The organism is Nocardia sp. XZ_19_369 (assembly GCF_015355715.1).
In the GTDB taxonomy this organism is placed as follows: domain Bacteria; phylum Actinomycetota; class Actinomycetes; order Mycobacteriales; family Mycobacteriaceae; genus Nocardia.
In genome coordinates, this window is the sequence record NZ_JACVED010000013.1 from 212,617 (window position 1) to 234,857 (window position 22,241).

Consider the following 22,241-nt stretch of genomic DNA (forward strand, 5'->3'; position numbering starts at 1 on the left):
ACCACGTAACGAGTGGATTGCGTGGCGCAGCGAAGAACCGTACCAGTGTTTGTCGGCGGTGTTCGCAGGTCCCTACCTGGTTTGTGCGAGCTGCCGCCGCCGGGCCCGTCGCGGCCCCGGCGGATGGTGCGCGGTTCCCGCCTCGGGCGAGCGCTAACTCGCCCGGGCCACATCCAGCTCTTCGCCGCGGGTACGGCGCTTGCGCATCCGTGCCACGGCCGCCGGCAGGCCGAGCCTCGTCAGCTCTTTCACTTCTGCGTTGCTTGCTTTGTCCAGGTACTGCTGAACCTCTTCGTCGGGTTCGAGAAGTTTGCGGAGCCGGTTCTCGACCCGCTCCATACCCAGTGCGAACAGCATCAACAGCACTGGGAAGAGCACCACAGCGAGTCCTTGCATACGGAGGAGTAAACACGGTCTAGGTCTCAGATGGAACACGGCAACCGAACTGGACGGGCAACGTTGGCCGACGGTTCCGTATGGTGGACAGGTGCGTGTCACCCCCTCTGCAGCCGCCGGAAACGGGCGTGCGTCCGCCCCCGAGGCGACCGATGCGCAACCCGCCGCGGTCGCCGCTCCGAAACGGAAATCCCGCGCGCGACAGGCGGAAACCCAACTCGGACTTGTCCGCCGGGCGCGCCGGATGAATCGCACACTGGCCGCCGCTTTCCCGGATGCGCATTGTGAGCTGGACTTCACCACACCGCTCGAATTAGCGGTCGCGACAATACTTTCCGCGCAGTCCACGGATGTGCGGGTGAATCTCACCACGCCGGCGCTGTTCGCCAAGTACCCCGACGCGCGTGCCTATGCCGAGGCCAACCGGGCCGAGCTGGAGGAATACATCCGTTCGACGGGTTTCTTTCGCAACAAGGCCAACTCGCTGATCGGCCTCGGTCAGGCGCTGCTGGAGCGACATGATGGTGAATTGCCTCACACCATGGCCGAACTCGTGCAATTGCCCGGGATCGGCCGCAAGACCGCCAACGTGATTCTCGGCAACGCGTTCGGTGTGCCGGGCATCACCGTCGACACCCATTTCGGCCGGCTGGTCCGGCGCTGGCAGTGGACCGATGAGGAAGACCCGGTGAAGGTCGAGCACATCATCGGCGAGCTCATCGAGCGCAAAGACTGGACGATGCTGTCGCACCGGGTGATCTTCCACGGCCGCCGGGTGTGCCATGCCCGCAAACCGGCCTGCGGTGTGTGCGTGCTCGCCAAGGACTGCCCCTCGTTCGGGACCGGCCCCACCGACCCGGACACCGCCGCCGAGCTGGTCAAGGGTCCGGAGAAGGAGCATCTGCTCGCGCTGGTGGGCCGGTGAGACAACTCCCGGCCGCCTGGCGATGGGCGCTGGCCGGATTGATCGCGGTGATCGCGCTGGCGGTTGCGCTGTGGCCGCGGGACCGTGCGGCCGATACCGCTGCGGACAACGGCCAACAGGCCCGCGCCGGTGCCGGGGTGTCCGAGCAGCAACGTCTCGCGGCGAACCTCGCGGCCTGCCCGCGACCCGCAGCGGGCGCCACCGGTTCCGGCCCGCTGGCCGGCCTCACCGTCGGCTGCCTGGCCGACGGCGGAACCGTCGACCTGGCCGCCGCGCTCGCGGGTAAGCCTGCGCTGCTGAATCTCTGGGCATACTGGTGCGGACCGTGTGCGCAAGAATTGCCGTATTTGCAGCAGTTCGCCCAACGTGCCGGAAACGCGATTACCGTGCTGACCGTGCACAGCGACCCTGATGAGGCCAAGGCGATTTCACGATTGACCGGATTGAACGTGAAACTCCCTGGTGTCCTCGATGCCGACGCGCGGGTGCGCACGGCGGTCGGCGCTCCCGCGGTGCTGCCCATTTCGGTGCTGTTGCGTGCGGACGGTTCGGTCGCGCAGGTCGTGGTGCGCGCGTTCAGCGGGGTGGACGACATCAGCGACACCGTCGCGCGGGAACTGGGAGTCGCCGCATGACCATCCCGGTCCCCGAAGACATTCCGAAGTGGCTGAGCAAAGCCACCGAGCCCGCGGCGGATACCTCGGACACGCTCACCCTCGCGCGCACGCTGCGCCGCGCCATGTCGCTCACCGCGACCCCGCGGCAGGCGGCGGTCCTGGTGCTGTTCGGCGGCTCGCCCGAGGCCGATCCGGCCGCGCCGGGTGGTCTGCCCGCCGACGCGGAAGTGTTGCTCACCCAGCGCGCCGCGACCATGCGCCAGCATCGCGGCCAGGTCGCGTTCCCCGGCGGCGCGGTGGATCCCGGTGACACCGGTCCGATCGACACCGCACTGCGCGAGGCCTGCGAAGAGACCGGACTCGAACGTTCCGGCGTGGAACCCCTTGCGGTGCTGCCGAAGTTGTTCGTGCCGCCGTCTCGTTTCGATGTGACACCGGTGGTGGCCTACTGGCGCACCCCCAGCGAGGTCGGCGTGGTCGACGAGAGCGAGACCGAACGGGTGGTGCGAGTGCCGTTGTCCGCGTTGCTCGACCCGGCGAACCGCTTCCTGGTGCGCGGCAGCCTCGGCTATCAGAGCCCCGCCTTCCAGGTGGACGGCATGCTGGTCTGGGGTCTCACCGGCGGCATCCTGGCGGGCATCTTCAAAGCCGCGGGCTGGGAATGCGAGTGGGACCACAAGGATGTTCGTGATCTAGAGACCGCCCTCGCCGACGTGGGCATGACGTTATGACCTCCTCGGCCTGGCTCGATATCGCGGTGGTGCTGCTCGCGCTGCTGGCCGCCTCCTCGGGGTGGCGGCAAGGCGCGGTCGCGTCCGCTCTCGCCTTCCTCGGCGTGGTGCTCGGCGCGGTCGCAGGCATTCTCATCGCGCCGCACATCCTGATCCACGTCGACGAGGGCCGCACCCGGGTGCTCACCGGCGTGCTGCTGATCGTGGTGCTGGTGATCATCGGTGAGGTCGCGGGCATGGTGCTCGGGCGCGCCGCGCGCAGCGGCATGCGGCATCCGTTCACCCGCAGCGTCGACAGCGTGGTCGGTGCCGTGCTGCAGGCGGTGGCCGTGCTGGTTACCGCGTGGCTGCTCGCGCTGCCGCTGGCCACCTCGTCGCAGCCGTCGATCGCCACCGCGATCAACGGTTCGCGGGTGCTCACCGACGTCAACGAGGTCGCGCCGAACTGGCTGCGCCGCCTGCCCAACGAATTCTCCAAGCTGCTCAACACCTCCGGCCTGCCGGACGTGATCGGCCCCTTCGGCCGCGCCCCGATCGCCGCCGTCGACGCGCCGGACCCGAGCGTGCTGTCCAGCCCGGTCGCCGCCGCACTGCAGCAGAGCGTGCTGCGCATCCGCGGCGTCGCGCCGAGCTGCCAGCGGGCACTGGAAGGTTCGGGTTTCGTGATCGCCCCCGAGCGGATCATGACCAACGCCCACGTGGTCGCCGGCACCACCAGCGTGGTGGTGGACACGGTGCGTGGACCGCTGGACGCGAACGTGGTGCTGTTCGACCCCTCCAAGGACGTCGCGGTGCTCGCGGTGCCCGGGCTCACCGCCCCGGTGGTGCCGCAGGCGCCCGCCGCCGCGCGGCCCGGCGACAGTGCCATCGTGCTCGGCTACCCCGGCGGTGGTCCGTACACGGCGAGTGCGGCCCGTATCCGCGAGACGTTGGACCTCACCGGTCCCACGATCTACCGGGACGGCACCGTGGAACGTGAGGTCTACACCGTCCGTGGCCGCGTCCGCGCGGGAAACTCCGGTGGGCCGCTGGTGGACACCGAGGGTGAGGTGCTCGGAGTCGTCTTCGGCGCCGCCGTGACCGACGACGACACGGGCTATGTGCTCACGTTGGCCGAGGTCCGCGCCCAACTCGACGCCGCGACCGGGTCGAATATCCCCGTGGGCACCGGTGCCTGCGTACTGAGCTGAGACGGTCCCGGGTCTGGTTCGACACAGTCGGACTCGACCCGGGACCCGGCTGGCTCACGGCCGCGCTACGCGAGCAGCTTCGCCAGCTCCGCAGTCACTACGTCCGGATTCTCTTGGTGCGCAAAGTGCCCCGCAGTGGGAATGGTGGCCAGACGGCGGTCCGGGGAGAGGTGACTGCCGCGCCGAAAGGTGCTGCCGAGCACGTAGGGGTCCAGGTCGCCACGCATGGCCAGCACCGGGATGCGGATCGGCTCGCGCATCGTGGCCATGAAGCGGCGGCCGTCGGGGCGCCACTGACTGCGGAACGCCCAGCGCTGATATTCCAGCGCACAGTGCGCCGCGCCGGGAATCTGGATGGCCGAGCGCATGCGCCGCGCCGTGTCGACGAATTCGGTGGTGCCGGACCAGGATCCGCTCACCCGAGCGCGCAGCATGCGCTCGACCTCGAACCCGTCACCGGTGGTCAGCAGCCGTTCGCCGTAGCGGGGCAGCTGGTAGCGCAGAAAGTTCGGCAGCCAGGTCGCGCGCTGGTGCCGGTTGCGCAGCACCGCGCTCTTGAGGGCCGCGGGATGCGGCGAGCTCACCACCGCGATGGACCGAACCAGCCGGGGGTGCAGCACCGCGGTCGCCCAGCACACCAGCCCGCCGTCGGCATGCCCGACCAAGGTCGCGTCGGTGTAGCCGAGCGCGCGGATGAGCCCGGCGATATCGCCGGCCAGGGTCCAGCCGTCGTAGCCGCGCGGCGGTTTGTCGCTGTCGCCGTAACCGCGCAGGTCGACCGCCACCGCGCGGTAGCCGAGTTCGGCGAGCCCCGTCAGCTGATGTCGCCAGGACCACCAGAAGTCGGCGAAGCCGTGCAACAGCACGACCAGCGGCGCGTCGGTGCGCTCGGGGGCGGCATCCACCACGTGGAAGCGAATGCCGTTGGCATGAACGTCCCGATGCGCCCACGGTCCGTCGAAACGGACGCTGGACGGATCCGGAATGAAGTGCGACGACACGCCGAGGCAGCCTAGTAGTTCGGGGTATCCGCGCGCGAGCGAGCGGTTACGAAGCGGGTTTTTCCAGCGAACGGTAGTCGTCGTGCGCGGCCGCGCCGAAGCCGTGCGGCAGCACCGCCTTGGCCTGCTTGAGCGAGTCGATCGTCTTCTCCGGTGCGCGCAGTTTCTTCACCCGCAGATAGCCGAGGAAGGCGAGCAGCGCGGTCGCGACGATCATCAGCGCGAACACGATCAGGAAGGCGGCCCAGCGGGCCAGCCACACGTCGAGCAGTTCACCGAGGAAGAAGAAAAAGAAGAACGTGCTGAACAGCAGGACGGTCAGCGCGAGGATGAAGTAGACGCTGCCCTGCAGGCCCTTCTTGATCTCGCCGGTCACCTCGGCCTTGGCCAGGGCGACCTCCGCGCGGACCAGGGTGGACATCTGCTCGGTCGCGTCGCGCACCAGCGTGCCGAAGCTGGCGCTGCCGCTGGGGTTGGCGTCGGACAGGGGGATGGAGGTCACTGTACGACCGCGCTGTGCGTCGTTCCCGTTACCGCCGTTTGTGAAACTCACTTGGTAGACCCTTCTCCCTGTCCAGGCACTGCTTCGGCCTCACTCTTTCGTTGTAGCGCACGGGCGTCCCGCCGCGCCTGGTGGACACGCCCACGTCGCAACAGTAGCGCCGAACCGGCGAGCGACGCCGCCATTGATGTGACCAACACAGCGGCCTTCGCCAATTCGACCGCGGAGCCGTCGTCGACGTCGGCAAGCGCGAGTTCTGCCACCAGAAGGCTAACGGTGAACCCGATCGCGCCGAGCACCGACAGGGCGAACATGTCGCGATAGCCCAATCCGGCCGGGCGCTTCGCCACGCCCAACCGGATTGCGAGCCAGCTGATCCCGAAGATTCCCAAGGTCTTGCCGAGCAAGAGGCCGAGAATCACGGCCAGCGCCAGCCTGTCGCTGAACAGGTCGCCGAACACCTTGCCGTCCAACGGAACTCCGGAGGCGAACAACGCGAACAGCGGCACACACAGTCCGGCCGAGACCGGCTGGACGAGATGCTCCAACCGGGTGGCGGGCGCCTGCTCCTCGCCGGGGTCCAGGCGCACCCTGGTGAGCAGGCCGAGAGCCACGCCGGCCAGCGTCGGATGGATGCCCGCCTCGTGCAGCGCGTACCAGGACACCAGCGCCAGCGGGACATAGAGCCACGGCGTGCTGATCCGCTTGTGCTGGGCCAGCGCCCAGCCCGCGAAGCAGGCCACGGCGGCCAGCAGCCACAGCAGCGACAGCGTGGTGGTGAACAAGACGGCGATGAGGATGATGGCCACCAGGTCATCGACCACCGCGAGGCTGAGCAGGAACACCCGCGCGCTCGCCGGGATGCGCGAACCGGTCATGGCGAGCACGGCCAGCGCGAACGCGATATCGGTGGCCACCGGAATGGCCCAGCCGCGGTCCATGCCGGGCTCGCCGAAGCCGACCGCCAGGGCGATCACTGCCGGGGTGACCACGCCGCCGATCGCGGCGATGATCGGCAGCGCCGCCCGCTTCGGGTCGGCCAGTTCGCCGACCACGAGCTCGCGTTTGAGCTCCAGCCCGGCGACGAAGAAGAAGATGGCGAGCAGGCCGTCCTTGGTCCAGTCCGCCAGCGTGAGATCGAGGTGCAGCGGCGCGATGGCCAGCGGCGTCTCGGTCATCGTCACGTAGCTGTCGCCCCACGGCGAGTTCACCCACAGCAACGCCACGGCGGCCGCGATGAGAAGGATGGCACCGCCGACTGTTTCGGTGCGGAGATAGCGGGATAGTTCCGAGCGCACCTGCGTGATCACGGAGAACCTTTCGGCGTCGGTCGGTCAACGCTGCGACCACGCCATCCACCGACTCGGCGGTCGGGCACGCTCGCAGGCCGACCAGACTTCCCGGCACACCTTACGCAATCCTAACGGGTAGGGCCGGTGACGAAACACCGCCACCGGCCCTACTATGTGTGCCCCGCTGAACTGGCTACGCCTTGGTCGCCCGAATCGCCTCGAAGACGTTGGGATCGACCAGCGTGGACGTGTCGCCGAGTTCCCGGCCCTCGGCGACGTCGCGCAGCAACCGGCGCATGATCTTGCCGCTGCGCGTCTTGGGCAGCTCGGGCACCACGTGGATCTCCCGCGGCCGCGCGATCGGGCTGATCTCGCGCGACACCTCGGCCTTGAGCTCGTCGACCAGCGCCGCGCCGGTGTCCTTGGCCTCGGCGGTCAGGATGACGAACGCGACGATGCCCTGCCCGGTGGTCTCGTCGCTGGCCCCCACCACCGCGGCCTCCGCCACGCCGGAGTGCCCGACCAGCGCCGACTCCACCTCGGCGGTGGAGATCCGGTGGCCGGACACGTTCATCACGTCGTCCACCCGGCCGAGCACCCACAGGTCGCCGTCGGCGTCGAGCTTGGCGCCGTCACCGGCGAAGTACCAGCCCTGCGCGGCGTAGCGCTCCCAGTAGGTGGCCCGGTACCGCTCCATGTCACCCCAGATGCCGCGCAGCATCGACGGCCACGGCTGGTCGAGCACGAGGTAGCCGTTCGCCTCGGTCTCGCCGCGCTGCACCGGCTTACCCTCCTCGTCCACCACGAGTGCCGAGATGCCGGGCAGCGGTGCCATCGCCGCGCCGGGCTTGGTCGCGGTGACGCCGGGCAGTGGCGAGATCATGATCGCGCCGGTCTCGGTCTGCCACCAGGTGTCCACGATCGGAGTCCGGTTGCCGCCGATGACTTCTCGGTACCAACGCCAGGCTTCGGGGTTGATCGGCTCGCCGACCGAGCCGAGCAGCCGGAGGCTGGACAGATCGTGCGCGGCGGGGATCTCGCGGCCCCACTTCATGAACGTGCGCACCAGCGTGGGCGCCGTGTAATAGATGCTGACGCCGTACTTTTCGACGATCTGGAAATGCCGGTGCTCGTCCGGCGAATTGGGCGTGCCCTCGTAGATCACCTGGGTGGCGCGGTTGGACAGTGGTCCGTAGACGATGTAGCTGTGTCCGGTGACCCAGCCGATGTCGGCGGTGCACCAGTAGACGTCTTGTCCCGCTTTGTGATCGAAGACGTTGTGGTGGGTGTAGGACGCCTGGGTCAGGTAGCCGCCGGAGGTGTGCAGGATGCCCTTGGGCTTTCCGGTGGTGCCGGATGTATAGAGGATGAACAGCGGGTGCTCGGCATCGAACGGCTGCGCCTCGTGTTCCGGTGAAGCTTCGGCGACAGTCTCGTGCCACCACAGGTCGCGGCCCTCGGTCCACGGCACTTCAATTTCGGTGCGGCGCACGACCAGTACGTGCTCAACGCTGTGCGGCACATCGCCGTTCGCGAACAGCGCCTCGTCCACCGCCTCCTTCAGCGGGGCGGCCTTGCCGCGGCGCCACTGCCCGTCAGTGGTGACGATCAGCCGGGCGCTCGCGTCGTCGACCCGCTGGCGCAGCGCGGTGGGGGAGAAGCCGGCGAACACCACCGAGTGGGTGAGGCCGAGCCGGGCGCAGGCCAGCATCGCGACGATGGCCTCGGGCACCATCGGCATGTAGATGGCGACGCGGTCGCCGGCTTCGAGGCCGAGCTCGGTGAAATAGTTTGCGGCACGGCTGACTTCGGCGAGCAACTCGCGGTAGGTGACGGCGCGCGAGTCGCCCGGTTCGCCCTCCCAGTGGATGGCGACCTGGTCACCGTGGCCGTCCAGCACGTGCCGGTCCACGCAGTTGTAGGCAACGTTGAGCTTGCCGTCGGCGAACCATTTCGCCACCGGCGCGTCGCTCCAGTCCAGCACCTGACCCCACGGCTGATGCCAGTGCAACCGGCTCGCCTGCTCGGCCCAGAACGCGTCGCGATCGGCCGACGCCTGCTCGTAGAGCTCGGCACCGGCGTTCGCCGCGGCCGCGAACTCCGCGCTCGGCGAGTACGAGTCCTTGTGGTCGGCGGTTTCGGTCATCTCGGATCTTCTTTCCACGTAGCCTGAGCGCACAATTCAAACGCAGCACGTTCGACAGTAATCAACTGTGACCTACGCCGCGTCCGGTGTGTCCACCGGGTTTCGGTCCCGTCACGCCGTCGCGTAATCCGCAACGGAGGGGCCCGACCCGAGAGATGCCGGGCGACCTCTACGGAGGCAATGTTCCGGTGGATAGGTCGTTTTCGCGCGATGTTTTTGGTGTTTCGACCGTGTTGCCGGATTGGTAACAAGTGGAATGAACCTTGGTCAATCCGATGACAGAGTCCGTTTCGGTGGCTACCCTCCGAGACACCCAAGGCGGATTGTGCTGGCATGCGCCTGGTGACCTCATGCGCATGCCACGGATTCCGCCCTTCTCGAAAACGGGAGAACGCGTTGAGATTCAACAGAGCAATGGCGCTGACCGCGGCCGCGCTGCTGGCTACCAGCCTCGGCCTGGCCGGGTGTTCGTCGGACAGCAGTACCGACGAGGGCATCGTCACCACCGGTGGTGGTGAGCCGCAGAACCCGTTGGTGCCCACCAACACCAACGAGAACATGGGCGGCCGCGTAGTCGACCGGCTGTTCGCCGGCCTGAAGTACTACGACGCCAACGGTGTGGCGCACAACGAGATGGCTGAGTCGATCGAGTCGTCCGACCGGAAGAACTACAAGATCACCCTCGAGCCGGACTGGAAGTTCAGCGACGGCACCCCGGTCAAGGCGAAGTCGTTCGTCGACGCGTGGAACTACGGCGCGCTCGGCACCAACGCACAGTTGCAGAGCTACGTGTTCACCCCGATCGTCGGGTTCGAGGAGGTGTCCGCGGAGAAGCCGACGGCCCAGACGCTCCGGGGCTTGAAGGTGGTCGACGACCGCACCTTCACTGTTGAGCTCAAGTCGCCCTCCATCGATTTCGAGACCGAACTCGGCTACGCGCCGTTCTACCCGCTGCCCGAAGCCGCGTTCAAGGACATGAAGGCCTTCGGCGAGAACCCGATCGGCAACGGCCCGTACAAGTTCGCCAGTAACGGTGCGTGGCAGCACAACGTCCAGATCGACCTGGTGCCCAACCCGGACTACAAGGGCGGCCGCGCGCCGAAGAACAAGGGCTTGCGGTTCGTGATGTACCAGTCCTTCGACACGGCCTATGCCGATCTGCTCGCAGGCAACCTCGACACGCTCGACACGATTCCCGACAGCGCGCTCGCTTCCTACAAGCAGGACCTCGGCGATCGGGCGATCACCAAGCCCACCGCGCAGAACCAGCACATCGGCATCCAGGCCAACGTCCCGCACTTCAGTGGCGAGGAAGGCGTCCTGCGCCGCAAGGCGCTGTCGATGGCGATCAACCGAGAGCAGATCTGCCAGAACATCTTCCACGGCTCCCGGCTGCCCGCGCGTGACTTCACCTCGGCCTCGCTGCCCGGCTTCAACCCGAACCTGCCCGGCTCCGAGGCGCTGAACTTCAACCCCGAAGAGGCCAAGAAGGTGTGGGCCCAGGCCAACGCCATCTCCCCGTGGTCGGGTCGCTACGAGATCGCCTACAACTCCGACGGCGGCCACCAGGCGTGGATCGAAGCCGTGGCCAACAGCATCAAGAACACCCTCGGCATCGAGGCCGTCGGCGCGCCGTACCCGACCTTCAAGAACATCCGCGACGAGGTGAACGCCGAGAGCATCGGCAAGGCGTTCCGCTACGGCTGGCAGGGTGACTACCCGACCATGCTGCAGTTCCTGACCTCGCAGTACTACAGCTACTCCGAGACCAACAACGTCGACTGGAAGAACCCGGAGTTCGACAAGCTGCTCGACGCCGCGCTCGCCGCGCCGACCCAGGAAGAGTCGTACAAGATCGTCGCGCAGGCGCAGACCCTGATGCTCAGGGACATGGCCGACATCCCGGTGCTCGACTACATCGCCAACGCCGGTCGCTCGGACAAGGTGAAGAAGGCCGAGCTCGCCTGGAACGGTCTGTTCGACTTCGAAAACATCGAGAAGTAGCCGCTGATGAGCCGCGCCGTCGAACCCGACGGCGCGGCTCACCACTGACCCAGGAGACGAAATGGCCTGGTATGTCGTGCGGCGTCTGCTTCAGATGATCCCCGTGTTCCTCGGGGCGACGCTGCTCATCTATGCCTTGGTATTCCTCATTCCCGGCGATCCGATTCAGGCCCTCGCCGGCGACAAACCGATGACCCCCGCAGTGGAAGCCCAGCTCCGCGCGCGGTACCACCTCGACCAGCCCTTCATCATGCAGTATCTGCTGTATCTGAAGGGCATTGTCACGTTCGACTTCGGCACCGCCTTCTCCGGCAGGCCGGTGCGCGACGAGCTGGCGCGAGCCTTCCCGATCACCATCAAACTCGCCGCCATGGCGGTGTGCATCGAGGCCGTGTTCGGCGTCATCTTCGGCCTGGTGGCCGGGCTGCGCAAGGGCAAGCTGTTCGACTCGACCATGCTGGTCGTCAGCCTGGTCGTGATCGCGGTGCCGATCTTCGTCATCGGCTTCCTCGCGCAGTTCCTGCTCGGGGTGAAGTGGGGGATCGCACCGGTGACCGTCACCGGCAAGGCGAGTTTCACCGAATTGCTGGTCCCCGCTTTCGTGCTCGGATCGTTGTCGTTCGCCTATGTGCTGCGGCTGACCCGGAACTCGGTGGCGGAGAACATGTCCGCCGACTTCGTCCGCACCGCGACCGCCAAGGGACTGAGCAGGCCCCGGGTGGTGACGGTGCACATCCTGCGTAACTCGATGATCCCGGTGATCACCTTCCTCGGCGCCGAACTCGGCTCCCTGATGGGCGGCGCCATCGTCACCGAGGGCATCTTCAACATTCCCGGCGTCGGCGGCACGTTGTTCCAGGCGATCACCCGTGGTGAGCCGCCCACCGTCGTGTCGTTCGTGACGGTGCTGATCATCATCTTCCTGATCTCCAACCTGGTCGTCGACCTGCTCTACGCCGCACTCGATCCGAGGATTCGCTATGCCTGACCTCGACAAAGGAAAAGGAATCGATCTCGCGGAGAGCGCGGCCCGCGGCAGGCAGATCTACTTCGTCGCACCGCCCGACGAGGTCGAGGTGCTCGCCACTGACATGGTCGTCGACGCGGGCTCGCCGACCAGCATCTGGCAGGACGCCTGGCGACAGTTGCGGCGCAACCCGATCTTCATCGTCGCCATGCTGATGATCGTGTTCGTGCTCATCGTCGTCATCTGGCCCGGCCTGTTCACCAGCCAGGATCCGCGCTACTGCAACGGCGACTTCAGCATGGATCCGCGCGGTCCCGGTCATCCGTTCGGCTTCGACAAGCAGGGCTGTGACATCTACGCCCGAACCGTGTACGGCGCACGGGCTTCGGTGATGGCGGGCGTCGGCTCGACCGTCCTGTTCGTGCTGATCGGCGGCGTCCTCGGCGCACTGTCCGGGTTCTACGGCGGGCTACTCGACTCGATCGTGTCGCGTATCGCGGAAGTCTTCTTCGCGATCCCACTGATGCTGGCCGCGATCGTGATCATGCAGCTGCTCGACGCGCGGACCATCTGGACCGTGGTCCTGGTCCTCGCCTCGTTCACCTGGCCACAGGCGGCCCGGATCGCACGCAGTGCGGTGATCCAGGCGAAGAACAGCGATTACGTCATGGCGGCAAAGGCTTTGGGCGTCTCTCGAATACGCACGCTGCTGCGCCATGTGGTGCCGAACGCGGCGGGCCCGCTGATCGTGGTCACCACGATCTGGCTCGGCGTCTTCATCGTCACCGAGGCGACGTTGTCCTACCTCGGTGTCGGCCTGCCGCGCACGATCGTGTCGTGGGGCGCCGATATTTCGTCGGGGCAGAAGGAGATTCGCACCTCAGCGATCCTGTTCTATCCGGCCACGGCACTCGCGCTCACGGTGCTGAGCTTCATCTTGCTGGGCGACGCGCTGCGTGAGGCCCTCGACCCGAAGGCTAGGAAGCGATGAGTGAAGTCCGCAGCGCGCAGTCGCCCCTGCTCGAAATCAAGGACCTGAACGTCTGTTTCACCTCCGACGGCAAGAAAATACCCGCCGTCCGCGATGTGAACCTGTCGGTGTATCCGGGCCAGACCGTCGCGATCGTCGGCGAATCCGGCTCGGGCAAGTCCACCACCGCGCACGCGATCATCGATCTGCTGCCCGGCACCGGGCAGGTGACCTCCGGCTCGATCCTGTTCGACGGCAAGGATCTCGCGAAGGCGTCGAAGAAGGATGTCATCGCGGTTCGTGGCAGCGGCATCGGGCTGGTCCCGCAGGACCCGATGTCGAACCTGAATCCGGTGTGGAAGATCGGCTTCCAGATCCGGGAGACGTTGGAGGCCAACGGCATCGCCAAGGGTAAGGCGGCCAAGCAACGGGCCATCGAACTGCTGCACGAAGCGGGCATGTCCGACGGCGAACGCCGGGTGAACCAGTACCCGCACGAGTTCTCCGGCGGTATGCGCCAGCGTGCGCTCATCGCCATCGGTCTGGCGTGCCGGCCCAAGCTGTTGATCGCGGACGAGCCGACCTCGGCGCTCGACGTCACCGTGCAGCGGCAGATCCTCGATCACCTCGAAGGCCTCACCAACGAACTCGGTACTGCGGTACTGCTGATCACCCACGACCTCGGCCTCGCCGCCGAGCGCGCGGAGCATCTGGTGGTGATGTATCGCGGCCGCGTCGTGGAATCCGGTCCGGCCCTGCAGATTCTGCGCGAACCGCAGCACCTGTACACCAAGCGGCTGGTGAACTCGGCGCCCTCGCTCGCGTCGCAGCGGCTGTCCTCGGTGAAGCAGCGCATCGAGATCCGCGAACAGGCGGTGCAGGTGGCCGAGCAGATCGCGGCGGCCGACACCGAGCTGTCCGTGGTGCCCGACGACGTGGTAGTGGTCGAGAACCTCACCAAGGCGTTCAAGATCCGGGGCAACGCCCCGTGGAAGTCGACCGACTTCCTTGCGGTGGAGGATGTTTCGTTCCGGCTCCGGCGCGGCACCACCACCGCCATCGTCGGCGAATCCGGCTCGGGAAAATCGACGGTCGCGCAGATGATCCTCGGTCTGCTCGAACCGACCTCGGGCAAGGTCACCTTCGACGGTCAAGAGGTGGCGAAGCTGGATCGCAAGGCCGCCTTCGCGTTCCGGCGCCGGGTGCAGCCGATCTTCCAGGACCCGTACGGCTCGCTGGACCCGATGTACTCGATCTACCGCACCATCGAGGAGCCGCTGCGCACGCACGACATCGGCACTTCGAAGGAGCGCGAGGCCACGGTGCGCGAGCTGCTCGACAAGGTGTCGCTGCCGTCGACCGTGATGCGGCGGTACCCGAACGAGTTGTCGGGTGGCCAGCGTCAGCGCGTCGCCGTGGCCCGCGCCCTCGCGCTCTCGCCCGAGGTCGTGGTCTGTGACGAGGCGGTGTCCGCGCTCGACGTGCTGGTGCAGGCGCAGATTCTGCGGTTGCTGAACGATCTGCAGGCCGAGTTGGGTCTGTCGTATGTGTTCATCACCCACGACCTGGCTGTTGTCCGGCAGATCGCGGACGACGTGCTGGTCATGCAGACCGGCAAGGTGGTCGAGGCGGCATCCACCCAGGAGGTCTTCGACAATCCCCGGGAGGAGTACACCCGGCGGCTGCTCGATGCCATCCCGGGCCGAGATCTGTTGGTGAGCTGAGCAATCGGCTCGTCGAGATCGGCGGCACACTCGAAGTTCGGCGGCCACCCCGGCCCGTTGGGTTGGGGTGGCTGCTCGGTGTGCAGCGCCGAGTATGGGCCGGACAGCGGCTGTGCACCGACCTGCTCGCGCAGTTCTGGGCGTTGTCCGGCGTCAGGGATGTCCGGCACTGAACTGCGCCGCACAGCACCGCGGCACGGACGGCAGTGCACGGCCCGCACAGCACGGCATGGCATCGCGCTGCCCAGGACCGCGCTGCACCGCGCGGCCGGCCGGGGCGGGCATGAGTTGGGGCCGGGTTAGGCCCCGGCCGCAGCGGGGTGGGCTTGGGTCCGGCGGCGGGGCGGGCGCAAGTAGCCTCGTAAACCGTGACCGATCCGCTACAGCCCCTCGTCGATCTACCGGGTGTCCGCGCCGCGGCCGACCGCGCCCGCGATGCGCTCGCCGAGGTGCATCGGCACAAGGCGAATCGGCGCGGCTGGCCGACCACCGCCGCCGAAGCAGCGGTGCGGGCCGCCCGATCGTCCGCCGCCATCGACGGCGGTAGCACCGAATTGCCCGCCGACGGTCAGGTCGGCGACCCGATTTTGGCCGGGTCGCTGCGCGTTGGCCAGGCTTTGGACGGTGACGCGCTGCGCAATCTGGTCGGCACCTGGCAGCGGGCACCGTTGCAGGCGCTGGCTCGGCTGCATCTGCTCGCCGCCGCCGACCTGGTCGCCGACGAGGCGGCGCTCGGCAGGCCGCGGTCCGACGCCGGGGTGGCGGAGCGGCTCGATCTGCTGGTGCAGACGGTGCTCGGGTCGCATGCGCCTGCTCCGGTGATCGCGGCGGTGGTGCACGGTGAGCTGCTCGCATTGCGCCCGTTCGGGACCGCGGACGGGGTCGTCGCGCGGGCGGCCTCGCGACTCGTCGCGGTGTCCAGCGGGCTGGATCCGCACAGTTTGGGAGTGCCCGAGGTTTTCTGGCTGCGGCGCAGGCAGGCGTATCTTGACGCCGCGACGGCGTTCGGATCCGGTGCGGCGGACGCTGTCGGCAGCTGGGTGCTGCTGTGCTGCGGCGCGCTGGAGGACGGTGCGCGGGAGGCCACGTCGATCGCCGATTCGGCGTCGGGGTAGGCCGCTACACGTCAAAGCGGGCGGCGTGTCGTTGCCGACTTCACCGCCCGCGTAGCACGGACTACCCGGTTACCAAGCGTGCTGGGTGGGTTGTGTTTTACGGCCTCGGCGAGAGTCCGACCTCCGGCGGTTCATCCCCGCAACCTGTGCGAGGCCATCGCCGACGAAGACCCGGATTTCGCAGGCCCACAACGCTTCTGCCCTTGTCGCGGCGCGCTCCGCGTGGGTGCCTGGTGCCCGTGCTGGGAAGGATGGACGGGAGACGGAACCTTCTCTTCCGGTCCTGCCTTGGCCTTCCGACCTTCCGTAGTTACCTTTCTACTCTGTGACAGCCTTCACATCAAGAGCTGCTCAGACATTCGATTTGCGGCGTGTCGATCGGCGTTTCGTGGTTCAATGCCTGGTCGCAACTTCTTGCGCGTGCGCTCAGCAAACCCCTCCGGCAAGTACCAGGCTTCCGCTCGAGCAGCGGCGGTCACGCCTGTGTCGGTGGTGGCTAAAGCTCAGCTGCGCCGGCGCAGCAATCGATAGCTGATCGCGCCGGCGAGCAACGCGCTCAGGCCGACCACCGCGGTCGCGGCAAGGGTGGTGGACGAGGGCGCCTGGAACCGAGCCCACAGCGACACCGGGTTCGAGAAGGCCAAGATCGGCCAGCCCTCGGCGAGCGCTTCGCGGCGCAGGCCGCGGTCGGGATTGACCGCCGTCGGATGGCCCACCGCGTGCAGCAGCGGCAGATCGGTGACCGAATCGGAGTACGCATAACAGCGCGTGAGATCGTAACCCTCACTGGCGGCGAGCTTTTCGATCGCGGCGACCTTGCCCGCGCCGTAGCAGTAGAACTCGACCTCGCCGGTGTACTTGCCGTCCGCGACGACCATCCGCGTCGCTGCGGTGTGCGAGGCGCCGAGCACCTCCGCGATCGGACCGACGATCTCCTCGCCCGAGGCCGACACGATCACCACATCGTGGCCCCGGATCTTGTGGTCGGCAATGAGATCGGCCGCCTCGGCGTAGATCAGCGGATCCACCAGCTCGTGAAGCGTCTCGGCCACAATGGTTTTCACCTGCTCGACGTCCCACCCGGCACACATGTTCGTGAGATGGGCGCGCATCCGCTCCATTTGGTCGTGGTCGGCGCCGGACAGCATGAACAGGAAGTGCGCGTAGCTGCTTTCGAGCACATCGCGGCGATTCAACAGGCCTTGCGCGTAAAAGGGCTTGCTGAAGACGAACGTGCTCGATTTCGCGATCACGGTCTTGTCCAGATCGAAGAAGGCGGCGACGCGCCCGTCCGCAGTGGGTGAGTCCACCCGACCAGCATAGGCGTACCGCCACCGCCCTTCCGGCACGCGCGGGCCCGCGGCGGCTGCCGAGCGGCGCAGAACTGGGGATCCGACTGGGGATCGAGCGCGGGCGCTGCGATGGGGGCTGCGGCGGCCCACACGGCGGTATCCACGGCCGCGAGCGGGGAGTTTGCCGCCCCCCTGCGGAGCCCGTAATCGCCGGAAACTTCTGCCGCAACAGACTTGCGTTGTGGGCGGGGCTTGGGTGTAGTATTGCTGGCACCTGGACATGGTCCAGGCGCGTTCAGCCCGACCCCCCGGGGCTGAACCCGACGGCCCCAGCCTCCTCCCCCCCCGGCTGGGGCCGTCCTCTATTCCGGGGACGGTTCGCCTCCCCCTTCGCCGGCGCCGAATCCCGTCGTCACGGAACTCGAAAGTTCTACACACCCCCGAGTTATCCACAATCGGCGCATCGCCTCTTCTGCCGTCCGCCGATTTCGGCCACGCTCAGCCGCATGAATCTTGAAGTGGCGCCGGACAACAGCAGCCCGCCACCGGCCCTCGTGCTCCTGCACGACCCCCGGCTTCGCGACGAAGTGCGGCGCGTCGCCGCGGCGGCCGAACGCGGACTCGACGAACGCCTGCTACCCGTCGGGCGGCACGCGTGGACCGGTGCGCCACTGGTGATCCTGGACACAACCGCCGCGCGGGCGGCCGCCGAGGCCGGATATCTGCGCCGGGTCGGCGTCGTCCTGGCCACCGACGGCGAACCGGAACTGCCCGATTGGCAAGCCGCCGCGGCCGTCGGCGCCGAGCGGGTGATCGCGCTGCCCGGCGCCGCCGAAGGACTTATCGAGATGTTTGCTGAGTACGGCGAACACCGCACCGGAGACGGGGTTGTCGTCGCCGTGGCGGGTGCGGCAGGCGGGGCAGGCGCGTCAACCCTGGCCGCCGCCGTCGCGCTGCGAGCCGCTGCGGAGGGGTTCCGCCGCGACACCGTATTGGTCGACGGTGCGCCCCTCGGCGGCGGCCTCGACCTGCTGCTCGGCATCGAAACAAGCACCGGCCCGCGCTGGCCGGACCTGGTCGTCGAGGACGGCAGGGTCTCCGCGGCGGCGCTGCACTCCGCACTGCCCGCCGCGGCGCCCGGCTTAGCGGTACTCGCCTGCGGACGCTGCGGTGCGGGCCGGTTGCCACGCGAGATCGGCGCCGCCGCCGTCCGTGCCGTCATCGAAGCAGGCCGTGCCGCAGGCGATTTGGTGGTTTGCGACATTTCCGGCGAACGCGGCCCGCACGCCGATCAAATGCTCGACTCCGCCGACCTCGTCGTGCTGGTGGTACCCGCGCGGCTGCGTGCCGTCGCCGCCGCCGAGGCGGTCGCCGCGCACATCGGGCGACGAAACCCCAATCAGGGCTTGGTCGTTCGCGGACCTGCCCCCGGCGGTCTGCGTGGCTCCGAGGTCGCCGAGGTACTCGACCTGCCACTGCTCGCCGCCGTGCGCGCCCAATCCGGTTTGGCCGCCCGGCTGGAACGCGGCGGGCTCACCGTGCACCGGCGCGGACCGCTGCGCGATGCCGCCGATGCGGTGCTGGCCGTGCTGAGTGCGCCTGCTGGACAGCGGCGATGAGTGCGCTGGTGACCTCCGAGCTACTGGATCGGGTGCGGGAACGGCTGTCCGGCGGTTCGGGTGATCCGGATCCGGCCCAGGTGGCCGCCGCTATTCGGGCGGAGGCTGGTGCGGTACTCGGCGATACGGATCTGCTGCGGGCGCTGCGGCTGTTGCAGACCGAGATGACCGGTGCCGGGGTGCTCGAGCCGCTGCTGCACGATCCACAGGTCGCCGATGTGCTGGTGACTGCGCCGGACGCGGTGTGGATAGATCGCGGGCACGGTCTGGAGAAGACCGCGATCACCTTCCCCGACGAGGCCGCGGTGCGCAGGCTGGCGCAGCGGCTCGCCCTCTCAGCCGGTCGGCGACTGGACGACGCGCAGCCGTGGGTCGACGGTCGGTTGTCCGGAACCGGAGCGGCGCTGGGGGATTCGTTCGGTGTGCGACTGCACGCCGTGCTCGCGCCGGTGGCGCACGGCGGCACCTGTCTGTCGCTGCGCGTGCTACGGCCCGCCACCCAGGGCTTGGATGCGCTGGCCGCAGCCGGGGCGGTACCGGCCGAGGCAAAGCGGCTGTTGGAGCGGATCATTCGGGCCCGGCTGGCGTTCCTGGTGGTCGGCGGTACCGGCGCGGGCAAGACGACGCTGCTCTCCGGTCTGCTGGCCAAGGTGGGTCCGCGCGAACGCATTGTGTGCGTGGAGGACGCCGCCGAACTGGCGCCGCCGCATCCGCATGTGGTGCGACTCGTCGCGCGCACCGCGAACGTCGAGGGCGTCGGTGCGGTGACCGTTCGCGATCTGGTGCGGCAGGCGCTCCGCATGCGTCCCGACCGCATCGTGGTCGGCGAGGTCCGCGGCGCCGAGGTGGTCGACCTGCTGACCGCGCTGAACACCGGCCACGACGGCGGCGCCGGAACAGTCCACGCGAACTCGCCGCAGGAGGTACCCGCCCGGCTGGAAGCCCTTGCGGCACTCGGTGGAATGGACCGCGCCGCACTGCACAGCCAGCTCGCCGCCGCCGTCCAGGTCGTGCTGCACGTCCACCGTCGGACGGACGGTTCTCGGGGCCTGCGCGAGATCGGGCTCGTCCGCCGTGACGACAGCGGCCGCGTCCACATCGCCCCCGCTTGGCACGCGTGCGACCCGACTCCTGCGGCGGGCGAACTGAATCGGTTGCTCGACGAGCGGCTCGACCGATGAGCGCGGCGTTGGTGTGTCTCGCGCTCGCATTGCTCGCGGCACCGACATCGCCGTCACGTCGTCGGTTCGGCGGGTTGTTCGCCGTACCGGTGGTGGCTCGAAAAGTGCAGGGCGACAGTGTACTCCGGCTCGGAGTCTGCGTCGGTGTGGCTGTGGTGTCGGTCTTCGGGATCGGTCCACTGCTTGCGACGGCGATGGTGGTGGGAACGGTCGGGTTCCGAGCTCGCCGGGCGAGCGTGGAGCGGCGCAGAAGCGCCGAATGTGCCTACCTGCTGGACGCATTGGAGGCGGTGATCGGGGAGCTGCGGGTCGGTGCGCATCCGAGTGCGGCGGCCGAGGTCGCGGCCTGCGAGGCGCGGGGCGAGGCCGCCGAGGCGTTCGCGGTGAGTGCCGGGCGCAGCAGGCTGGGCGGTTCCGCGGCCGCAGGGCTGCGACAGCCCGATTCCATCGTCGCGGTGGAGCTGTCCCGCATCGCCGACGCGTGGCAGGTGGCCGAGCAGCACGGACTCGCGCTGGCCGAGCTGCTGTCCGCAGCGCGAACGGACCTGGTGGGCCGCATCCGTTTCCACGGCCGCACCACCGCCGCTCTCGCCGGTGCCCGCGCCACCGCCACCGTGCTGGCCGCCCTGCCACTGCTCGGGCTCGGTCTCGGTCAGCTGATGGGCGCTGCCCCGTTGCACGTGCTGTTCGCTTCGTCAGCAGGGACCGTGCTGCTCCCGCTCGGTGCCGCTCTCGCTTGCGCGGGCTTGCTGTGGGCCGATGCCATCACCCGAAAGGTGCTCGTATGAATCAGCAGCGTTGTCGTAAGCGGGGTCGATCCCTTGTGTGGCAAACGAATTCGAGCAGCCCTTCGGACCGCCCGGGCAAATTTGGTCCTGTGGATACGAATTGTGCTGTGTTCGAGTCGAATTGGTGCGACGAGACGTGTGAGGAGGCGCTGGATGGGGTTGGCGATGTATCCGGCCCTGCCGGTGGTGTTGCTTGCGGTCGCACTGCTCCTGCTGCCCGGCCGGGTCGCGGTGAGCCGTCGACTGCGGGCGCTCCGGCGGCCCGCGGTGATGCGCGCCGTCGTGCCGACATCGTCGCAACAGCTCGATCCGCTGGCCACGGCCTCGGTCTTCGATCTGCTGGCCGCGTGCCTGCGCGCGGGACTGCCGATGGCGGGCGCGGCGCGGGCGGTGGCACCCGGCGCGCCCGAACCGTTGGGGGAGGCGCTGCGACGAGCCGCCGATCTGCTCGCACTCGGTGCCGATCCTGCGACGGCATGGGAGCGCGCGGCGGAAGCCGAGGCCGGCCGGGCGGGTGCCGAGGAGGTGGAGTCGTTGGCGCGGATGGCGCGACGGTCCGCGCGATCGGGCGCCTCGCTGGCGGTCGCGGTCGGCGAACTGGCCGAACAGCGGCGGGGTGCGGTCGAGGATGCCGCCGCGGCGAAGGCCGAGCGGGCCGGGGTAATGATCGGCGGTCCCCTCGGCCTCTGCTTCCTCCCCGCGTTCGTCTGCCTCGGCATCGTGCCGGTGGTGATCGGCCTGGCCGGCCGGGTGCTCGGCGGTGGACTGCTGTGAGCGAGCGCCAGCGGGCGGGCTGCAGACCCAGTGCTCTCGTGCACGGCTGGGCTCAGCCTCAGCCAGGTGGAATTGCAAACGACCATCAGCCGCTGGGCAACAGGATTGGGATGGCCTTGTGTGCTGCGGACCTTGGTGTCAGCGAGATCGGGACATGGGTGAGCGCCAGCGCGTGCGTCGAAGGCGCTGTGCGCCTGCGTGCCGGCCGAGCCCGCACGCAGGCAACTACGTCACGAGCGGGGGAGCCGTCGGCGTGCTTGGAGCCGTGCGCGCACCGTCTGCTCGGCCTACCGGAACGTGTCCGCGCGGATCGGCCGCGCGGGCCGCAGTGAGAGGGGAATCAGGTGCTGATCGAGCGAGCCACGAGCAACGCGATCCACGGTGTGGAGGCTGTATATATGGAGCTGCGTTCGCGAATCCTGCACGCGGCGACCGCCGACGACGGAATGAGCACGGCCGAGTATGCGATCGGGACCATCGCCGCGGCGGCGTTCGGCGCCGTGCTGTACGGGGTGGTGACCGGCGACAGCATTGTGAACGCGCTGACGAAGATCATCGACCGCGCTCTCAACACCACCGTGTAGCAGCCTGGCGGTTCCGGGTAAACCGTTGGGGTGCAAAGGGTCTCGGTGATGATCGGGGTTCGGTGACGGTCGAGGCGGCGATCGCGCTCGCCACCCTGGTCGTCGCGGTCGTGCTGTGTATCGGAGCATTGCTGGCGGCGTCGACGCAGGTGCGCTGTGTCGACGCCGCCCGTGAGGCGGCCCGCCTGTCCGCCCGCGGCGACGAAGCGAACGCGATCGCCGCTGCTCGCCGCGTCGCACCTCCGGCCGCGGACATCTCGCTGCGCAGCGAGGGCAACCACGTGATCGCCCGAGTCGCCACCCGCGCGCCCCTGCTACCGCTGCTGACGCTGCACGCGGACGCCGTCGCGGCCCGTGAGCCTGGAACGACACCGTGAGTGGGTATGAGCGAGTGAACAGAGGCGCAGGCACACAGCATCGGGG

Annotated in this window: 21 protein-coding genes; 15 read left to right on the plus strand and 6 right to left on the minus strand. The window is 68.4% G+C overall.

What is annotated here, in order from left to right; translation table 11 throughout:
• Positions 1-153: 153 nt before the first annotated feature.
• The gene (locus IBX18_RS38610) at positions 154-381 is read right to left on the minus strand and encodes a hypothetical protein (RefSeq protein ID WP_107659949.1); all 228 of its coding nucleotides are present in this window, start codon (positions 379-381) and stop codon (positions 154-156) included.
• Between the two features lie 106 nt (positions 382-487).
• Between IBX18_RS38610 and nth the strand changes: the two genes are divergently transcribed.
• Genes nth through IBX18_RS38630 form a run of 4 tightly spaced genes read left to right on the plus strand, consistent with a single transcriptional unit; the run spans position 488 to position 3,859 of the window.
• A complete protein-coding gene (gene nth / locus IBX18_RS38615) occupies positions 488-1,321 on the plus strand; it encodes an endonuclease III (protein WP_194838356.1) in 834 nt (277 codons plus the stop codon).
• The gene (locus IBX18_RS38620) at positions 1,318-1,956 is read left to right on the plus strand and encodes a TlpA disulfide reductase family protein (RefSeq protein WP_194838357.1); all 639 of its coding nucleotides are present in this window, start codon (positions 1,318-1,320) and stop codon (positions 1,954-1,956) included. The genes nth and IBX18_RS38620 overlap by 4 nt, the downstream gene beginning before the upstream one ends.
• On the plus strand, positions 1,953-2,669 hold the full coding sequence (locus IBX18_RS38625) for a CoA pyrophosphatase (RefSeq protein ID WP_194838358.1): 717 nt from the start codon (positions 1,953-1,955) through the stop codon (positions 2,667-2,669). Before IBX18_RS38620 ends, IBX18_RS38625 begins: the two co-directional genes overlap by 4 nt.
• A complete protein-coding gene (locus IBX18_RS38630) occupies positions 2,666-3,859 on the plus strand; it encodes a MarP family serine protease (protein ID WP_147132046.1) in 1,194 nt (397 codons plus the stop codon). Before IBX18_RS38625 ends, IBX18_RS38630 begins: the two co-directional genes overlap by 4 nt.
• A gap of 65 nt (positions 3,860-3,924) precedes the next feature.
• Here the strand turns inward: IBX18_RS38630 and IBX18_RS38635 are convergent, their stop codons facing one another.
• The 4 genes from IBX18_RS38635 to acs form a co-directional block, all read right to left on the minus strand.
• Complete coding sequence (locus IBX18_RS38635; protein ID WP_194838359.1) at positions 3,925-4,860, minus strand: alpha/beta fold hydrolase; 936 nt, start codon at positions 4,858-4,860, stop codon at positions 3,925-3,927.
• Positions 4,861-4,906: 46 nt separating this feature from the next.
• Complete coding sequence (locus IBX18_RS38640; RefSeq protein WP_107653774.1) at positions 4,907-5,413, minus strand: phage holin family protein; 507 nt, start codon at positions 5,411-5,413, stop codon at positions 4,907-4,909.
• Positions 5,410-6,669, minus strand: a complete 1,260-nt coding sequence (gene nhaA, locus IBX18_RS38645) for a Na+/H+ antiporter NhaA (RefSeq protein WP_306796598.1) — start codon at positions 6,667-6,669, stop codon at positions 5,410-5,412. The genes IBX18_RS38640 and nhaA overlap by 4 nt, the downstream gene beginning before the upstream one ends.
• Positions 6,670-6,847: 178 nt before the next feature.
• Positions 6,848-8,800: an acetate--CoA ligase gene (gene acs / locus IBX18_RS38650; protein WP_194838361.1), complete on the minus strand. Its 1,953-nt coding sequence runs from the start codon at positions 8,798-8,800 to the stop codon at positions 6,848-6,850.
• A gap of 414 nt (positions 8,801-9,214) precedes the next feature.
• Between acs and IBX18_RS38655 the strand changes: the two genes are divergently transcribed.
• The 5 genes from IBX18_RS38655 to IBX18_RS38675 all read left to right on the plus strand — a co-directional run bounded on the left by IBX18_RS38655 (position 9,215) and on the right by IBX18_RS38675 (position 15,580).
• Positions 9,215-10,804 carry an ABC transporter substrate-binding protein gene (locus IBX18_RS38655; protein ID WP_194838428.1) on the plus strand — a complete coding sequence of 530 codons (1,590 nt, stop codon included), beginning with the start codon at positions 9,215-9,217 and terminating at the stop codon, positions 10,802-10,804.
• Positions 10,805-10,865: 61 nt separating this feature from the next.
• Positions 10,866-11,792, plus strand: a complete 927-nt coding sequence (locus IBX18_RS38660; protein WP_135234443.1) for an ABC transporter permease — start codon at positions 10,866-10,868, stop codon at positions 11,790-11,792.
• Positions 11,785-12,762, plus strand: coding sequence for an ABC transporter permease (locus IBX18_RS38665; protein ID WP_194838362.1), 978 nt, complete (start codon positions 11,785-11,787; stop codon positions 12,760-12,762). The genes IBX18_RS38660 and IBX18_RS38665 overlap by 8 nt, the downstream gene beginning before the upstream one ends.
• Entirely contained in the window at positions 12,759-14,465 is a 1,707-nt protein-coding gene (locus IBX18_RS38670; RefSeq protein ID WP_194838363.1) for an ABC transporter ATP-binding protein, read from the plus strand. Before IBX18_RS38665 ends, IBX18_RS38670 begins: the two co-directional genes overlap by 4 nt.
• 368 nt (positions 14,466-14,833) lie before the next feature.
• Complete coding sequence (locus IBX18_RS38675; protein ID WP_194838364.1) at positions 14,834-15,580, plus strand: oxidoreductase; 747 nt, start codon at positions 14,834-14,836, stop codon at positions 15,578-15,580.
• Between the two features lie 503 nt (positions 15,581-16,083).
• On the opposite strand, the gene IBX18_RS38680 is transcribed toward IBX18_RS38675, so the two are convergent.
• Positions 16,084-16,929 carry an HAD-IB family hydrolase gene (locus tag IBX18_RS38680; protein WP_373889268.1) on the minus strand — a complete coding sequence of 282 codons (846 nt, stop codon included), beginning with the start codon at positions 16,927-16,929 and terminating at the stop codon, positions 16,084-16,086.
• A gap of 449 nt (positions 16,930-17,378) precedes the next feature.
• Here IBX18_RS38680 and ssd point away from each other — a divergent pair, with 449 nt between their 5' ends.
• The 6 genes from ssd to IBX18_RS38710 all read left to right on the plus strand — a co-directional run bounded on the left by ssd (position 17,379) and on the right by IBX18_RS38710 (position 22,195).
• Positions 17,379-18,491 carry a septum site-determining protein Ssd gene (ssd, locus tag IBX18_RS38685; RefSeq protein WP_194838366.1) on the plus strand — a complete coding sequence of 371 codons (1,113 nt, stop codon included), beginning with the start codon at positions 17,379-17,381 and terminating at the stop codon, positions 18,489-18,491.
• Positions 18,488-19,672, plus strand: coding sequence for a TadA family conjugal transfer-associated ATPase (locus IBX18_RS38690; RefSeq protein WP_194838367.1), 1,185 nt, complete (start codon positions 18,488-18,490; stop codon positions 19,670-19,672). Before ssd ends, IBX18_RS38690 begins: the two co-directional genes overlap by 4 nt.
• The gene (locus IBX18_RS38695; RefSeq protein ID WP_194838368.1) at positions 19,669-20,460 is read left to right on the plus strand and encodes a hypothetical protein; all 792 of its coding nucleotides are present in this window, start codon (positions 19,669-19,671) and stop codon (positions 20,458-20,460) included. The genes IBX18_RS38690 and IBX18_RS38695 overlap by 4 nt, the downstream gene beginning before the upstream one ends.
• 153 nt (positions 20,461-20,613) lie before the next feature.
• The gene (locus IBX18_RS38700; RefSeq protein ID WP_228542436.1) at positions 20,614-21,234 is read left to right on the plus strand and encodes a type II secretion system F family protein; all 621 of its coding nucleotides are present in this window, start codon (positions 20,614-20,616) and stop codon (positions 21,232-21,234) included.
• Positions 21,235-21,632: 398 nt separating this feature from the next.
• On the plus strand, positions 21,633-21,818 hold the full coding sequence (locus IBX18_RS38705; protein WP_135237768.1) for a DUF4244 domain-containing protein: 186 nt from the start codon (positions 21,633-21,635) through the stop codon (positions 21,816-21,818).
• A 62-nt stretch (positions 21,819-21,880) separates the two neighbouring features.
• Positions 21,881-22,195: a TadE family type IV pilus minor pilin gene (locus IBX18_RS38710; protein ID WP_194838369.1), complete on the plus strand. Its 315-nt coding sequence runs from the start codon at positions 21,881-21,883 to the stop codon at positions 22,193-22,195.
• The last annotated feature ends 46 nt before the right edge of the window (positions 22,196-22,241 follow it).

What these genes read in the sequence shown, in the direction of transcription:
- ssd (WP_194838366.1), top strand. Translation starts at nt 17,379, where the DNA reads ATGAATCTTGAAGTGGCGCCGGACAACAGCAGCCCGCCACCGGCCCTC.
- IBX18_RS38700 (WP_228542436.1), top strand. Translation starts at nt 20,614, where the DNA reads ATGGGGTTGGCGATGTATCCGGCCCTGCCGGTGGTGTTGCTTGCGGTC.
- IBX18_RS38690 (WP_194838367.1), top strand. Translation starts at nt 18,488, where the DNA reads ATGAGTGCGCTGGTGACCTCCGAGCTACTGGATCGGGTGCGGGAACGG.
- acs (WP_194838361.1), bottom strand. Translation starts at nt 8,800, where the DNA reads ATGACCGAAACCGCCGACCACAAGGACTCGTACTCGCCGAGCGCGGAG.
- IBX18_RS38660 (WP_135234443.1), top strand. Translation starts at nt 10,866, where the DNA reads ATGGCCTGGTATGTCGTGCGGCGTCTGCTTCAGATGATCCCCGTGTTC.
- IBX18_RS38630 (WP_147132046.1), top strand. Translation starts at nt 2,666, where the DNA reads ATGACCTCCTCGGCCTGGCTCGATATCGCGGTGGTGCTGCTCGCGCTG.
- IBX18_RS38665 (WP_194838362.1), top strand. Translation starts at nt 11,785, where the DNA reads ATGCCTGACCTCGACAAAGGAAAAGGAATCGATCTCGCGGAGAGCGCG.
- IBX18_RS38670 (WP_194838363.1), top strand. Translation starts at nt 12,759, where the DNA reads ATGAGTGAAGTCCGCAGCGCGCAGTCGCCCCTGCTCGAAATCAAGGAC.
- IBX18_RS38695 (WP_194838368.1), top strand. Translation starts at nt 19,669, where the DNA reads ATGAGCGCGGCGTTGGTGTGTCTCGCGCTCGCATTGCTCGCGGCACCG.
- IBX18_RS38625 (WP_194838358.1), top strand. Translation starts at nt 1,953, where the DNA reads ATGACCATCCCGGTCCCCGAAGACATTCCGAAGTGGCTGAGCAAAGCC.
- IBX18_RS38705 (WP_135237768.1), top strand. Translation starts at nt 21,633, where the DNA reads ATGGAGCTGCGTTCGCGAATCCTGCACGCGGCGACCGCCGACGACGGA.
- IBX18_RS38655 (WP_194838428.1), top strand. Translation starts at nt 9,215, where the DNA reads ATGGCGCTGACCGCGGCCGCGCTGCTGGCTACCAGCCTCGGCCTGGCC.